This is a genomic window from uncultured Veillonella sp. (assembly GCF_938010505.1).
Lineage (GTDB): Bacteria > Bacillota > Negativicutes > Veillonellales > Veillonellaceae > Veillonella.
The window spans coordinates 1-13,751 of sequence record NZ_CALLVP010000144.1; the positions used below are offsets into that span (position 1 = coordinate 1).

Consider the following 13,751-nt stretch of genomic DNA (forward strand, 5'->3'; position numbering starts at 1 on the left):
GGTGTACACATTGTTGTTATAATTGTTTTAACGAAGAATACCAAGATTTTAATGCAGGTAAAGAATGGACACAAGCTGAAACAGATTTAGTTGTTTCTTATGTGAAAAATCCTACTTGTGCAGGATTAACCTTGTTAGGTGGAGAGCCATTTCAAAATGTACAAGGCTTGTTACCTGTGGTGAGAGCTGTTCGTGCAGCAGCGCCAGAAAAAAAGATTTGGGCCTACTCAGGATATGAAATAGATGATATCTTAGAAGATGAGTTGCGAAGTGCCCTATTAAAAGAGATAGATATCCTAGTAGATGGACGCTTTGTAGATGAATTAAGGGATCCTGCATTACGATTTAGAGGTTCCTCAAATCAACGCATTATTGATGTTAAAAAGACATTGGAAGCTTGCGAAGTCGTATTAGCTATGGAGTAAGTATGGCATTTGATAAACGATTTATAGGATTAATTATTATAGTTGGCTTTATAGCTGGACTTGTGGGTGCCTTTTATACGTATTTATTACATGGAATTCAACACTTTGTATATAATTATTCCGCTGCAGATCACATGAGTTTTGGTGCTGCGGTGGCTCGTGTGTCGTCGTTAGAGCGGTTAATACCTCTTATTATATGTGGTGTAGTGGGGGGCGTAGGTTGGTTTCTCATCCACCGATATGGTAAAGGTGTTGTAGATATAAAGGCTGCAGTATCCGGAAAAATGGATATGCATCCTATTACTACTGTTTTACATGCTACATTGCAAATTATTACCGTAGGTATCGGCTCTCCACTCGGTCGAGAGGTGGCACCACGAGAAGCTAGTGCTGGTATTACTACGTTTTTAGTAGATCACTTCGATATAAAAAAAGAAGATCGGCAGTTATTGATTGCTTGTGCCGCAGGGGCAGGCCTTGCTGCTGTGTATAATTCACCTTTATCAGCAGCTATATTTACATTAGAAACATTGCTTCTTACTTGGAATGTACGTGCTATGAGTGCGGCTCTTGTATGTTGTGGGTTAGCTACGTTTGTGACGCGACAAGCTGGTGTAGGGGACGTCATTCAATATACGATGGCACAACCCAGTTTGGGTAGTCATTATGTAGAGTTTTCTATTGCATTAGGTGCTATTATTGCTGTTGGAGTAGTGTTATTTAATATAACGCAAAGTAAATTACCAGCTATTCACCGTAGTAGTCCAATTATGATTCCTATATCAATTGTTGCTTTTACATTAATTGGTGCTTTGTCCATGTATTTTCCTGAAATTCTTGGGAATGGTAAAGCTGGTAATGAGTTGACCTTTACAAACGATATAACATGGACCTACGCATTAAGTCTATTTGGATCTAAATGGATAGCCGTTTTGCTCGCTTTGGCGGCTGGCGCTTATGGCGGTCGTATTACTCCATCTATGATGCTAGGTAGCACTTTAGCCATCGTATTTGGCACTGTATGGTCTATTGCAGTAGCGCCAATATCTTTAGGTATGGCTGCTTTTGTAGGGGCCGTAGTATTCTTGGGCCTTGCACAAAAAATGCCTATGACATCCTGTGTGTTTATGCTTGAGTTATCCCGTTTCTCTGTAGAAATGTTGTTTCCTATAGCTTTAACATTGGGTACAGCACTTATGGTAGAGCAAATGATTCAATTGAAATTAAACAGTGCTAATTAGCACTAAATGACGGTTAATAAAAGTAATTAATTGAATAAAAATAAAGCGGATAGTTGACTTCATCAACTATCCGCTTTTGTTATATATGTGTTATACGATCTTTGCGTTTTTATCGTATTCTTCACCACCTGCATCAGGGAGCATACCGTATTCTACAGTCCACAAGTGTTTATATTTTAATGCTTGATTGTGAATACGTTCGATTTGCGTTTCATCTGTACGTGTTACGCGAGCTGGAATTCCAACAACTAAAGAGTTAGGTGGAATCACAGTATTTTCTTTTAAGACTGCACCAGCGGCGATAATAGAGCCAGCACCGATGTGGCAGCCACTTAATACAATAGCACCCATTCCAACTAATACATTGTCTTCGATGGTACTAGCATGTACGATTGCACCATGGCCGATTGTTACATAATCACCGAGGATGCAAGCCTTGTCATCATCAACGTGTAATACAGAGTTATCTTGTACATTAGAATAGCGACCTACGATGATTTTATTTACGTCACCGCGAAGTGCACAATTTTGCCAAATAGAAGCATATTCTTTTAGTTCAACATCACCTGCAAGTTCTGCGCCAGGCATAACACAGCTTTTAGGATCTAATTTAGGGTATTTTCCGTGAAATGGTAACATGAGGGACTCCTATGATATTAACTATACGATTTCAATAAGGCGTTGTGCTTTACGAATAGACATAATGGCTTCATTCATTACTGTTTGCACGATAGTGTGAGCAGGTTCAATAGCAGTGAGTCGATTTAAGCCTTGGCCGACTTGCACAGCGCCGTTTACAACATCGCCATCGATAGCAGCACGTTTATTAGTGCCTTGAGACATTTTAGTGCGCTCTTCAGGGGTAGTAACACCATCTGTTTCAGCAGCTAAGTAACGCGTAGTGAACTCATTTTTCAAACTACGCACCCCGCCGTGACCAGAGAGAAGACCAGTTACAATAGAGTCTGTATCAGTGGCTTTGATAATTGCTTCTTTCATATTTTGGTGAGCTTGGCATTCTTCAGCTAACAAGAAGCGAGAGCCCATTTGTACACCATCTGCACCCATTAATAATGCGGCTGCAAGGCCACGACCATCTACGATAGAGCCAGCTACAACAACAGGAATGGAAATTTCAGGTAAAATATTTTCCATCAAAGACATAGTTGTTTGGTTGCCAATATGTCCACCGGCTTCCATTCCTTCAATAATAATTGCATCAGCACCAGCCTCTTCAATACGTTTAGCAAGTTTTAAGGATGGAACAACAGGAATCACTTTGATACCTGCATCTTGAAATGGTTTAATATATGGTACAGGGTTGCCTGCGCCAAGCGTTACGAATGCAGGTTTTTCTTCGATGATAATATCCACTAATTCATCTTTATTAGGTGCCATCAACATGAGGTTAACACCGAAAGGCTTGTCTGTTAACTCTTTGCAGGCACGAATCTCGTTGCGTGTCCATTCAGCATCGCGACCACCAAGAGCCATTACACCAGTAGCACCAGCATTAGCTACGGCAGCAACTAATTTGTGTTCTGATACCCAAGCCATTGCACCTTGAATAATAGGGTATTCGATTTGTAAAAGTTGTGTTAAAGCTGTTCTCATAAAGCCTCCTATGATAACAATTGAATTTGCGAACTCTTTATTAAACCTCTATAAAATAATTATTTCATCCTTATATAATAAATAGAGTGTTAATAAAGTTAAGAATATTCATCAGTATATACCTATATACTAAAGTAATTAAAGCATATTGTTGGAGTCTATATATAATCATATAATCTCTTCTATATATAATAGTATAATACAGTAATTATGTACACCTCAGATAAGGTTATTAAAGGTATTAATTAAAGCAATAACTTTCAAAAATTATTTTTAAATATTAGTTTATAACAACATGATTAGTAGTGAAATTAGAGATATAGAGTCTAAATGATAATGCGTTTCAAATTATGTAAGTAGGAGAAAACCGCATAGTATCTATGATAATTAAATATTATAAAAAATGAGAAAATACGAAAATGAGTATTGAAAAGTTTCGATATCTTTGATATACTACATTACAGATAGAGTATCTGAATTAATTAAAGATAAACATTTAGCAATAATTTTCAAGTGAAGGAGGAAATACACATGGAAAAATACGTATGCGTAGTATGTGGTTGGGTTTATGACGAAGCTGTTGAAGGCGTAAAATTCGAAGATCAACCAGCTGATTATGTTTGCCCAATTTGCGGTGTTGGTAAAGACCAATTCGAAAAAATGTAATTGACTTACCAAAAAGACTATCTTGAGTCCACTTAAGATAGTCTTTTTTATTTGACAAAGCACTATGTCATGTTTATAATATTATGAGTCGAGGTAAGATTATGAAACTGCAAGTAGAGCAAGCAAAAGAACATATAGGAAAGAAATTTCCTTATAGCTATACGATACCAACCTCTGAGCTTGGTGACGTAACTGCTTTTCCTTGGAGCCGTCATGATATAACCATTAGTGGTGAGTTTTGGTTTGATGGTCAAAATTACATCGTTCAAGGTTCGATAGAGTCTAAAGGCGATTACGATTGTTCTCGTTGTTTACATACGACAGAACATAACCGTAAGGATTTCTTTGAGGAAATCTTTAGTGATCGTCGAGATGCTGCGGACGATGTGACTTCTTTTGATGGAGAGGAAATTGACTTAACTGAACTAATTAGGGATACATTAATCATCAATGAGCCCTCTCAAGTGTTATGTCAGGATGATTGCAAAGGATTGTGCGTTCATTGCGGAGCAAATTTGAATGTTTCACCTTGTTCTTGTGAATCCTTTGTGGTGGATCCTCGATTTGCAGAGTTACGTGCTTTGCTTGATGAGAAAGATGATAGATTATCCTAATGATTGTACTAAGGAGGTGCAGATAATGGCAGTACCTAAGCGTAGATTGTCTAAATGCCGTCGCGATCGTCGTCGTGCTAATTGGAAATTAGAAGCTCCTGGTTATGTAGCATGTCCACAATGCCACGAACCTAAGATGCCTCATCGTGTTTGCCCTACATGTGGTCACTATAAAGGTGAGCAAGTAGTAGCTAATGCTTAATATGTGAGCGGAAAAAAGACGCCTACTCTTGTAGGCGTCTTTTTTATATAGTTTTTAGTTATAGACTTATAATTTTATATATTTCATAATTATTAGTAAGTGTCACTTTTTTATAGTAAGATTAATCTATAAGATAGTGACACTTTTTTATGTTTTTATAAATTAAAAACTACTAAAATATAAAATAATAACTATATTTTGTATATGCTATGAAAATCTGTTACTATATGTATGAAAAGTCTTGCCAATAGGGGAATTATTGTATATACTTAGGATGTAATATTAATACTAGGTCATAAAAGGTGGTCCCATGAGTCGGTTAAAGAAGCAAGAGCGCCAGAAGCAGTTACAAGAAAAACTGAATATTACGCCATTTCTTACTGATGAAGAACTGGCAACGCACTTTGGTGTAAGTGTGCCAACAATTCGTCTTGATCGACTAGAATTGGGTATTCCTGAATTGCGTGAACGCATTCGAGCCATGGCTACAGGCCAATCACATGACATGGTAGAACATGTACCGTATGAAGTGGTTGGAGAATTGATCGATGTCACCGAAGGGCACCAAGCACTATCTATGCTACGTACCACGGTTGATATGGAAGATCGGTTTGGCTATGTAGAGCCACAGTATTTATATGCTCAAGCGAACTCCCTCGCAAAAGTAGTCATGGGGACTACTGTTTGCTCTGCGGAAGTTGGAAATATAAAGTATAAGAATCCAGTAGGGGCTGGTACCAATTTGGTGGCTAAAGCAGAAATTGTTCGTCGCCGAGGTAATAAGTTCTTTATTTGGGTCATAATAAGAGATAAAATAAAAGAAGTATTTCGCGCAAAATTTATTATGGAATCCGTAGAGAATAGGGTGTAAATTATGAAAATTGCAATAGACGCCATGGGTGGCGACTTTGCTCCATTGGAGACTGTACTAGGATCCATTGAAGCCGTACGAGCAAATGAACACATTGAAGTGGTGCTCGTCGGCGATGAGCAGCAAATTTTTGATATATTAGAAGCTAATAATGAGGCTAAAAATCCAAGTATTTCTGTACATCATGCCAGTCAAGTAATCGGTATGGATGAACATCCAGGTCAAGCATTGCGTAAGAAAAAAGATGCATCTGTTGTGGTCGCAACTTCATTAGTTCGTGAACATCAATGTGATGCCGTAATTGCTCCAGGTAGCACGGGTGCTGCTGTTGCAGCAGCTTTATTTGGTCTCGGTCGGATTAAGGGGGTTGATCGCCCTGTTATTGCAACTCCGATGCCAACAGTCAATGGAATTACTGTTATGTTAGACTCTGGTGCAAACTCCAACAGTAAACCTAAACATCTTGTTCAAGGTGCCTTGATGGGATCTGAATATGCTAAGCTTTTATTAGGCAAAGAAAATCCTACAGTGGGATTATTAAATATTGGCGAAGAAGCGACAAAAGGGAACGATGTCGTTCTATCAACGTATCCAATTTTGGAACGCATGAAGATTATCAATTTTAAAGGCAATATTGAAGGTCGTGATATTCCTAAAGGTGCCGTTGATGTTGTCGTATGTGATGGCTTCGTGGGTAATGTGGTTCTAAAATTTGCAGAAGGCTTGGTAACAGGCCTTACACAATTAGTAAAAGATAGTATCATGGCAGGAAGTATTTTTGCCAAAATCGGTGCTATGTTAGTTAAGCCGGCTTTGAAAAAAATGGCTAAGCGCTTAGATCATACGGAAAACGGTGGTGCTCCACTCTTAGGTGTTAATGGTGTATTTATGATATCCCATGGTAGCTCTAAGGCAAAAGAAATTAGGAGTGCTATTGAGATTGCTAGCGATCTAGTAGAGCGTAAAATTATTCAACACATTCGAGAGACGATGGAAATTGAAGGAGCCTTAAAGTATGACTATGATGAATAAACCGGTAGGAATCATTGGTACTGGGAGCTTCCTTCCTGACAATGTAGTAACAAACTTTGATCTTGAAAAAATGGTCGATACCAACGATCAATGGATTAGAGAACGTACTGGTATAGAGGAACGACGCATTGCACCGGAAGGCATGAATACATCCTATATGGCGACAGAGGCGGCTAAAAAAGCTATGCAAATGGCTAATGTCACTGCAGAGGACATCGATATGATTATATTTGCGACCTTAACGCCTGATATGATTATTCCTTCTGCGGCTTGTGTATTGCAAGCAAACTTAGGTGCTAAAAATGCAGCGGCTTATGATTTACAAGCGGCGTGTTCTGGTTTTGTATATGGCTTGATTACTGCTGCTAGTTATATTAGCTCTGGTATCTATAAAAAAGTACTCGTTGTAGGGGCAGAAATTCTTTCCCGCCGAGTAAACTGGAATGATCGTGGCACATGTATCCTCTTTGGTGATGGTGCTGGTGCTGCGGTAGTATCTGAAGTACCGGAAGGTTATGGTATAAAAGGTATTGATATGGGGGCTGACGGCACAGGGGGTGCATCACTTTGCATTCCAGCTGGTGGTACAGCCGTGGTCGCAAATGATCAACGCGTAGAAGAAGGTTTAACATTCATTCATATGGATGGCCCTGAAGTATATAAATTTGCTGTTAAAACGATGGGACGCACAGTTTTAAGATCCTTAGAACGAGCTGGTATGGAGTTAAATGAATTAGACTACTTCATTCCTCATCAAGCAAATATTCGTATTATTGATTCGGCAGCAAAACGCTTGCATATGCCGATGGAAAAAGTTTTTGTTAATTTACATAAGTATGGTAATACATCTGCCGCGTCTGTAGCGATTGCTCTTGATGAAGCTAATCGTGAAGGACGTTTCAAACGCGGTGATAATGTTGCGTTTGCAGGATTTGGTGCAGGCCTAACATGGGCAAGCCTTGTCTTGAAATGGTATTAAGGAGGACACATCAAGATGATTAAGACTGACATTTGTGATTTATTGCAGATTGAGTATCCAATCTTACAAGGTGGTATGGCTTGGCTCGGTACTGCAGAATTAGCGGCAGCCGTTTCTGAAGCTGGTGGTCTTGGAATTATTGGTGCTGGTCACATGCCTCCTGATATTTTCCGTAATGAGATCCATAAATTAAAAGAGCGTACTAGCAAGCCATTCGGTTGTAATATCATGCTCATGTCTCCATTTGTAAAAGAGGTTATGGAAGTCGTTGTGGAAGAACGTGTTCCTGTTATCACTACAGGTGCAGGTAATCCTGGCGTTTATATTCCAGCTTTGAAAGAAATCGGCACAAAAGTTATTCCTGTAGTTGCATCTGTATTACTTGCGAAGCGTTTATTGCGTGGCGGTATTGATGCAATCATTGCAGAAGGTACAGAGTCTGGCGGTCACGTAGGTGACATTACAACTATGGCATTAATTCCTCAAGTAGTTGACGCTGTAGATGTACCAGTCATTGCTGCTGGTGGTATCGCTGATGGTCGTGGCATGGCTGCGGCATTTGCGTTAGGCGCTAAAGCAGTACAAATGGGTACACGTTTCGTATTATCCGAAGAATGTATTGCTCATGAAAATTATAAAAATGCTGTATTGAAAGCAAAAGATCGTGCTACAGTTATGACTGGTTTAACAACAGGTCACCCTGTACGTATTATCGATAATACATTAGCTCATAAATATAAATCCCTTGAATTCAGCGGCGGCTCTAAAGAAGAATTGGAAGCATTAGGTGCTGGTACACTTCGCTTAGCTGCTATTGAAGGTAATGTAAAAGAAGGTTCCGTAATGATCGGTCAAATCTCTGGTATGTTAACAGATGTTAAACCATGTGCAACTATTATCAAAGATATTATATCTGAAACTGAAACAGTAATTAAGAATCTTCAAGGTCTTAGTAAATAAGGAGGCCCCTAATGAAAACGGCATTTGTTTTTCCTGGTCAAGGTTCTCAAAAAGTAGGCATGTTACAAGATTTGTATAATGCGTACCCTATTGTGAAACAACGTTTTGAAGAAGCTGACGAAGCACTTGGTTATTCTATCACTAAATTATGCTTCGAAGGTCCTGATACAGAGCTCGTTAAAACAGCAAATACACAACCAGCTATTTTGACTGCATCCGTAGCTTGTTATGAAATCCTAAAAGAACAAGGCTTTACGCCTGATATCGTAGGTGGTCATAGCCTTGGTGAGTATAGTGCTCTAGTAGCAGCGGGTGTATTGAACTTTAAAGATGCAGTATATGTAGTTCATAAACGCGGTGAATACATGCAAGAAGCGGTGCCATTGGGCAAAGGTGCTATGGCAGCAATTTTGGCATTACCTCGCGAGCAAGTTGTAGACATTTGCGAAGAAGTAAGTGCTTCTGTAGGTTCTGTACAAGCAGTTAACTTTAACTGCCCAGGTCAAATCGTTATTGCCGGTGAAACAGCAGCGGTGGAAACAGCAGCTGAAAAAATGAAAGAAGCGGGTGCAAAACGTGCTGTTATGCTTCCTGTTAGCGCTCCATTCCACAGCCGTTTGATGGAACCAGCAGCTCTTCGTTTGAAAGAAGAGTTGGATAAAATCCAAGTTAGAGATGCTCAAATTCCTGTAGTTGCAAATGTAACAGGTAAAATTTTAACTAATGCTAACGACATTAAAGAGTCTTTAGTTACTCAAGCTGCCAACCCTGTTTTATGGGAAGATTGTGTAGCTGAAATGGTTAATTTTGGTGTAACAAGCTTCGTTGAAGTAGGCCCTGGCAAAGTACTTACAGGTTTTACTAAAAAGATCAATAAAGATATGGAATTAGCCAATGTTGAAGACATTGCATCCTTAGAGAAAACGCTTGAATTTTTGAAGGGGGTTCGATAAAATGCATTTAGAGGGTAAAGTAGCCATTGTAACTGGTGCATCCCGTGGCATTGGTCGCGCTGTAGCCATCCATTTAGCACAATCCGGTGCTGATGTTATAGTAAACTATAGCGGTAGCGAAGGTGCAGCACAAGAAACTGTTGAAGCTGTACAAGCGTTAGGCCGAAAAGCCATTAAATTTAAAGCTAATGTAGCAAATGCTGATGAAGTTGCTTCTATGGTTGAAGAAGCTCATAAAGAATTTGGTCACATTGACATTCTCGTAAATAATGCGGGTATTACTCGTGACGGTTTGTTGATGAGAATGAAAGACGAAGATTTTGATGCTGTAATTGATATCAACCTTAAAGGTGTATACTTGGTAACTAAAGCAGTATCTAAAATCATGATGAAACAACGTTCTGGTCATATTATCAACATGACATCTGTTGTAGGTGTTATGGGTAATGCTGGTCAAACTAACTATGCTGCTTCTAAAGCGGGCGTAATTGGTTTTACTAAATCCTGTGCTAAAGAATTGGCTAGCCGTGGTATTACAGTTAATGCTATTGCTCCAGGTTTTATCAACACAGATATGACTGATGTATTACCAGAAAAAGTTAAAGAAGCTATGGTTACTGAAATTCCATTGGGCCGCATGGCTGATGCTGAAGAAGTAGCAACAGTAGTAACATTCCTTGCTAGTGATTTTGCTAATTATGTTACTGGTCAAGTCATCAATGTAGATGGCGGAATGGTAATGTAGTTGTAAAATTAGACTATATATAAATACACTTTGAAAGGAGGTGAACCACCAATGAACACTTTCGATAAAGTAAAAGCAATCGTTGTGGAACAATTAGGCGTTGATGAAGCTGAAGTTACCATTGATTCTACATTCATCGACGACTTAGGCGCTGACTCCTTAGATATCGTTGAATTGATCATGGCATTCGAAGAAGAATTCAATGTTGAAATCCCTGACGACGTTGCAGAAAAAATTAAAACCGTTAAGGATACAGTAGAATATATTGATTCTGCTAAATAAGCTGTAAAGCTAACAATTCAACCGAACGGGAGGCCGAGTGGCCTCCCAACCGGTTTTATTTACAGGAGGATTTTATATTGAAGCTCCCTGAACTTCGCATTGGGAATCTAGTGGCCAAAGTACCTATTATTCAAGGTGGTATGGCGATTAGATTGTCTACAGCTCGCTTGGCAGCAGCCGTTGCAAATGAAGGTGGTATCGGCCTTATTGCGGCATCTGGTTTGCCTTTCGATGAATTACGATACGAAATACAATTAGCTAGAAAATTATCACCTACGGGTATTATTGGTATAAATGCGATGGTAGCAGCAACTCAATTTGCTGGTTTAGTAAAAACTGCCATCGAAGAAGGCATTGATCTTGTAGTAGCAGGTGCTGGTTTTTCAAGAGATATGTTCGCAATGGGCAAAGACTCTGGTACTCCAATTGTACCAATCGTTTCGTCCGCAAAATTAGCTCGCATTTCTGAGGGGTTAGGTGCAGCAGCAATAATCGTAGAAGGCTGCGAAGCTGGTGGCCACTTGGGTACGGATCGTTCCGCTCGAGAAATTGTTCCAGAAGTTGTGGCAGCGGTAAAAAACATTCCAGTAATTGCTGCTGGTGGTGTTCTAGATGGACGTGACATCGTTGAGATGTTGAAACTAGGTGCTAGTGGTGTTCAAATGGGTAGCCGTTTTGCTGCTTCTGATGAATGTAACGCATCTGATGAATTGAAAAAAATGTATGTTCGAGCTACAAACCCTGAGGATATTGTACTGATTCAAAGTCCTGTTGGTTTGCCTGGTCAAGCAATTAAAAACAAATTTGCTGAATCTGTTTTAGATGGTACTGTAGCACCTCCAACGGTGTGTGATAACTGTTTAAAACATTGTTCTCATAAATTCTGTATTATCCGTGCTCTTTCTCGTGCACAACAAGGTGATGTGGAAACAGGTTTGGTGTTCTCTGGCAATAATATGAGAAAAGTCGACAAGATTATGCCAGTTAAAGATATCTTTGCTCAATTGAAACAGCAAGTAGCAGAGATTGATTAATTTAAAGGGCTGTATAGCTATAAGAGGTGGAATAATTGGAAAAACGTGTAGTAATTACTGGCTTAGGGGCAGTGACTCCTGTAGGTATCGGTAAAGAGAACTTCTACAATGCGTTATTAGCAGGTCAATCTGGTATTGGGCCGATTACACGCTTTGACGCATCTGACTATGCAACACGCATTGCTGGTGAAGTAAAAGATTTTGATATTACAAACTATGGCGTAGACAAAAAAGAAGCTCGTCGTATGGACCGTTCCGTAGAATTTGCTATCGGTGCAGCTGTTCTTGCTTGTGAAGATGCTGATCTTGATTTAGATAAAGCAGATTTAGACCGCTGTGGCACTGTAGTTGGTACTGGTATTGGTGGTATTGACTCTATCCATGAGGTATATGAAACTTTGTTTGATAAAGGTCCTGGCCGTGTAAGTCCGTTTGCAGTACCTATGATGATTGCAAATATGACATCTGCACGTGTATCCATTCGCCTTGGTCTTAAAGGTCCTGTTATTACAGACGTAACAGCTTGTACCTCTGGTACTAATGCTATCGGCGATGCATTCCGTATCATTCAACGCGGTGATGCTGATGTGATGTTCGCTGGTGGTACTGAAGCAGCTGTATCTCCAGCTGCAGTAGCTGGTTTCGCAGCTATGAAAGCTATGTCTACACGCAATGACGAGCCAACAAAAGCATCCCGTCCATTTGACCGTGATCGCGATGGTTTCGTAATGGGTGAAGGCGCTGGTATCGTAGTTCTTGAAGAATTAGAACACGCAAAAGCTCGTGGCGCTCACATTTATGCTGAAGTAGTAGGTTATGGTACCAATGGTGATGCTTACCACATCACTGCACCAGCTCCTGGTGGTGTACAAGCTCGTAAATGTATGGAATTAGCAATTAAAGATGCAGGTATCGATCCTAAAGACGTTAACTACATCAATGCTCATGGTACATCTACTGGCCTTAATGACCAAAATGAAACATTGGCTATTAAAGAATTGTTCGGCGATCACGCTAAAAATATCGCTGTTAACTCTACAAAATCCATGACAGGTCACTTATTAGGTGCTGCTGGTGCTATCGAAACTATCGTTATGGCGATGGCTATCGAAACTGGTAAAGTTCACCCTACAATTAACTGTGACAATCCTGATGAAGGTTTGGATCTAGACTATGTTCGTGAAGGGGCACGTGAACTTGAAGTTAAATGTGCACTTTCCAACTCTTTCGGTTTTGGTGGTCATAACGGTACGCTTTGCATTCGCCGTTATGAAGCTTAATGGTTGCTATCGAAGCGCATAAGAGTAAGATGACACAAGCTCGTGAAGAATCTCTTCATGGGCTTGTTGCTCGTTTAGACATACCTGTGTCAGATATATCCATTATAGATTGTGCTTTTACACATACATCTTATGCGAATGAACATAAATCAAAGCATATACATCACAATCAACGATTAGAGTTTTTAGGCGATGCTGTATTGGATCTTATTATTGGGGAATACCTATTTAAAAATTATCCAGATATGGCAGAAGGTAATTTGACGAAAATTAAGGCTGCTACAGTATGTGAGGATTCTTTAGCATCTGTGAGTCGTTCTTTAGAACTAGGACAATATTTATTGCTTGGTCATGGCGAACGCGCTTCTGGCGGTAATGATCGGAACTCTATACTAGCTGATACCTTTGAGTCTCTCATTGGTGCTATTTATATTTCTACAGATTACCAAACGGTAATGACCTTCGTTTTGAAACATTTAACTACTTATATCATGCAAGCCTTAGAAGGTAAGCGGGGCAAAGATTATAAGACATTATTACAAGAATATGTGCAACGAGATGGGGATAAACATATTGTCTATCATTTGCTCAGTGAAAGTGGTCCCGACCATGCTAAAACCTTTCATATGGAGGTTGAAATCAATGGTATTACTTACGAGGCCGGCTCTGGTAAAAGTAAAAAAATTGCAGAACAACATGCGGCTCAATTGACTTTAGAAAAGTTGATGGCTGATAAATAGAAAAGCGCCGAATGGCGCTTTTTTCTGTATAATAGTATGTGAATAATATAGTATATGAGTAATAATCTATATAATAGTAGATGAGTGATAATTTTACATAAGAAGAGGAGGTG

Annotated in this window: 17 protein-coding genes; 15 read left to right on the top strand and 2 right to left on the bottom strand. The window is 39.5% G+C overall.

Features of this window, described 5'->3' with window-relative positions; translation table 11 throughout:
- The coding region (gene nrdG / locus Q0507_RS08810; RefSeq protein ID WP_298715156.1) for an anaerobic ribonucleoside-triphosphate reductase activating protein at positions 1-425 on the top strand (425 nt) is incomplete at its 5' end.
- A gap of 2 nt (positions 426-427) precedes the next feature.
- Entirely contained in the window at positions 428-1,666 is a 1,239-nt protein-coding gene (locus Q0507_RS08815) for a chloride channel protein (protein ID WP_298715158.1), read from the top strand.
- Between the two features lie 90 nt (positions 1,667-1,756).
- On the opposite strand, the gene Q0507_RS08820 is transcribed toward Q0507_RS08815, so the two are convergent.
- Both Q0507_RS08820 and Q0507_RS08825 read right to left on the bottom strand, forming a co-directional pair.
- Entirely contained in the window at positions 1,757-2,305 is a 549-nt protein-coding gene (locus Q0507_RS08820) for a gamma carbonic anhydrase family protein (RefSeq protein ID WP_298715160.1), read from the bottom strand.
- Between the two features lie 21 nt (positions 2,306-2,326).
- Positions 2,327-3,280, bottom strand: coding sequence for a nitronate monooxygenase (locus tag Q0507_RS08825; RefSeq protein WP_298715162.1), 954 nt, complete (start codon positions 3,278-3,280; stop codon positions 2,327-2,329).
- A gap of 531 nt (positions 3,281-3,811) precedes the next feature.
- On the opposite strand from Q0507_RS08825, the gene Q0507_RS08830 reads away from it, so the two are divergent.
- From Q0507_RS08830 to rnc, 13 genes are all read left to right on the top strand, one after another.
- Positions 3,812-3,946 carry a rubredoxin gene (locus tag Q0507_RS08830; RefSeq protein WP_004693422.1) on the top strand — a complete coding sequence of 45 codons (135 nt, stop codon included), beginning with the start codon at positions 3,812-3,814 and terminating at the stop codon, positions 3,944-3,946.
- 101 nt (positions 3,947-4,047) lie between these two features.
- Positions 4,048-4,560: a DUF177 domain-containing protein gene (locus tag Q0507_RS08835; RefSeq protein ID WP_298715164.1), complete on the top strand. Its 513-nt coding sequence runs from the start codon at positions 4,048-4,050 to the stop codon at positions 4,558-4,560.
- A gap of 25 nt (positions 4,561-4,585) precedes the next feature.
- Positions 4,586-4,762 carry a 50S ribosomal protein L32 gene (gene rpmF, locus Q0507_RS08840; RefSeq protein WP_004693428.1) on the top strand — a complete coding sequence of 59 codons (177 nt, stop codon included), beginning with the start codon at positions 4,586-4,588 and terminating at the stop codon, positions 4,760-4,762.
- 310 nt (positions 4,763-5,072) lie between these two features.
- Complete coding sequence (gene fapR, locus Q0507_RS08845) at positions 5,073-5,633, top strand: transcription factor FapR (RefSeq protein WP_298715166.1); 561 nt, start codon at positions 5,073-5,075, stop codon at positions 5,631-5,633.
- A 3-nt stretch (positions 5,634-5,636) separates the two neighbouring features.
- On the top strand, positions 5,637-6,665 hold the full coding sequence (plsX, locus tag Q0507_RS08850) for a phosphate acyltransferase PlsX (protein WP_298715168.1): 1,029 nt from the start codon (positions 5,637-5,639) through the stop codon (positions 6,663-6,665).
- Entirely contained in the window at positions 6,649-7,644 is a 996-nt protein-coding gene (locus tag Q0507_RS08855) for a beta-ketoacyl-ACP synthase III (protein WP_298715170.1), read from the top strand. Before plsX ends, Q0507_RS08855 begins: the two co-directional genes overlap by 17 nt.
- A 15-nt stretch (positions 7,645-7,659) precedes the next feature.
- Positions 7,660-8,604 carry an enoyl-[acyl-carrier-protein] reductase FabK gene (gene fabK, locus Q0507_RS08860; protein WP_298715172.1) on the top strand — a complete coding sequence of 315 codons (945 nt, stop codon included), beginning with the start codon at positions 7,660-7,662 and terminating at the stop codon, positions 8,602-8,604.
- An 11-nt stretch (positions 8,605-8,615) separates the two neighbouring features.
- The gene (fabD, locus tag Q0507_RS08865) at positions 8,616-9,557 is read left to right on the top strand and encodes an ACP S-malonyltransferase (protein WP_298715174.1); all 942 of its coding nucleotides are present in this window, start codon (positions 8,616-8,618) and stop codon (positions 9,555-9,557) included.
- A gap of 1 nt (position 9,558) precedes the next feature.
- Entirely contained in the window at positions 9,559-10,302 is a 744-nt protein-coding gene (gene fabG, locus Q0507_RS08870; protein WP_298715176.1) for a 3-oxoacyl-[acyl-carrier-protein] reductase, read from the top strand.
- Between the two features lie 51 nt (positions 10,303-10,353).
- Positions 10,354-10,584 carry an acyl carrier protein gene (locus tag Q0507_RS08875; protein WP_004693441.1) on the top strand — a complete coding sequence of 77 codons (231 nt, stop codon included), beginning with the start codon at positions 10,354-10,356 and terminating at the stop codon, positions 10,582-10,584.
- 77 nt (positions 10,585-10,661) lie between these two features.
- Positions 10,662-11,618 carry a nitronate monooxygenase family protein gene (locus Q0507_RS08880; RefSeq protein ID WP_298715178.1) on the top strand — a complete coding sequence of 319 codons (957 nt, stop codon included), beginning with the start codon at positions 10,662-10,664 and terminating at the stop codon, positions 11,616-11,618.
- A gap of 35 nt (positions 11,619-11,653) precedes the next feature.
- On the top strand, positions 11,654-12,898 hold the full coding sequence (gene fabF, locus Q0507_RS08885; protein WP_298715180.1) for a beta-ketoacyl-ACP synthase II: 1,245 nt from the start codon (positions 11,654-11,656) through the stop codon (positions 12,896-12,898).
- A complete protein-coding gene (rnc, locus tag Q0507_RS08890) occupies positions 12,898-13,638 on the top strand; it encodes a ribonuclease III (RefSeq protein ID WP_298715184.1) in 741 nt (246 codons plus the stop codon). Before fabF ends, rnc begins: the two co-directional genes overlap by 1 nt.
- Positions 13,639-13,751 lie beyond the last annotated feature (113 nt).

Excerpts from the sequence above, each read along its gene's own strand:
- fabG (WP_298715176.1), top strand. The coding sequence starts at position 9,559 with ATGCATTTAGAGGGTAAAGTAGCCATTGTAACTGGTGCATCCCGTGGC.
- fabD (WP_298715174.1), top strand. The coding sequence starts at position 8,616 with ATGAAAACGGCATTTGTTTTTCCTGGTCAAGGTTCTCAAAAAGTAGGC.
- Q0507_RS08815 (WP_298715158.1), top strand. The coding sequence starts at position 428 with ATGGCATTTGATAAACGATTTATAGGATTAATTATTATAGTTGGCTTT.
- Q0507_RS08825 (WP_298715162.1), bottom strand. The coding sequence starts at position 3,280 with ATGAGAACAGCTTTAACACAACTTTTACAAATCGAATACCCTATTATT.
- fapR (WP_298715166.1), top strand. The coding sequence starts at position 5,073 with ATGAGTCGGTTAAAGAAGCAAGAGCGCCAGAAGCAGTTACAAGAAAAA.
- Q0507_RS08855 (WP_298715170.1), top strand. The coding sequence starts at position 6,649 with ATGACTATGATGAATAAACCGGTAGGAATCATTGGTACTGGGAGCTTC.
- Q0507_RS08875 (WP_004693441.1), top strand. The coding sequence starts at position 10,354 with ATGAACACTTTCGATAAAGTAAAAGCAATCGTTGTGGAACAATTAGGC.
- Q0507_RS08830 (WP_004693422.1), top strand. The coding sequence starts at position 3,812 with ATGGAAAAATACGTATGCGTAGTATGTGGTTGGGTTTATGACGAAGCT.
- rnc (WP_298715184.1), top strand. The coding sequence starts at position 12,898 with ATGGTTGCTATCGAAGCGCATAAGAGTAAGATGACACAAGCTCGTGAA.
- Q0507_RS08820 (WP_298715160.1), bottom strand. The coding sequence starts at position 2,305 with ATGTTACCATTTCACGGAAAATACCCTAAATTAGATCCTAAAAGCTGT.
- plsX (WP_298715168.1), top strand. The coding sequence starts at position 5,637 with ATGAAAATTGCAATAGACGCCATGGGTGGCGACTTTGCTCCATTGGAG.
- Q0507_RS08835 (WP_298715164.1), top strand. The coding sequence starts at position 4,048 with ATGAAACTGCAAGTAGAGCAAGCAAAAGAACATATAGGAAAGAAATTT.
- fabK (WP_298715172.1), top strand. The coding sequence starts at position 7,660 with ATGATTAAGACTGACATTTGTGATTTATTGCAGATTGAGTATCCAATC.
- rpmF (WP_004693428.1), top strand. The coding sequence starts at position 4,586 with ATGGCAGTACCTAAGCGTAGATTGTCTAAATGCCGTCGCGATCGTCGT.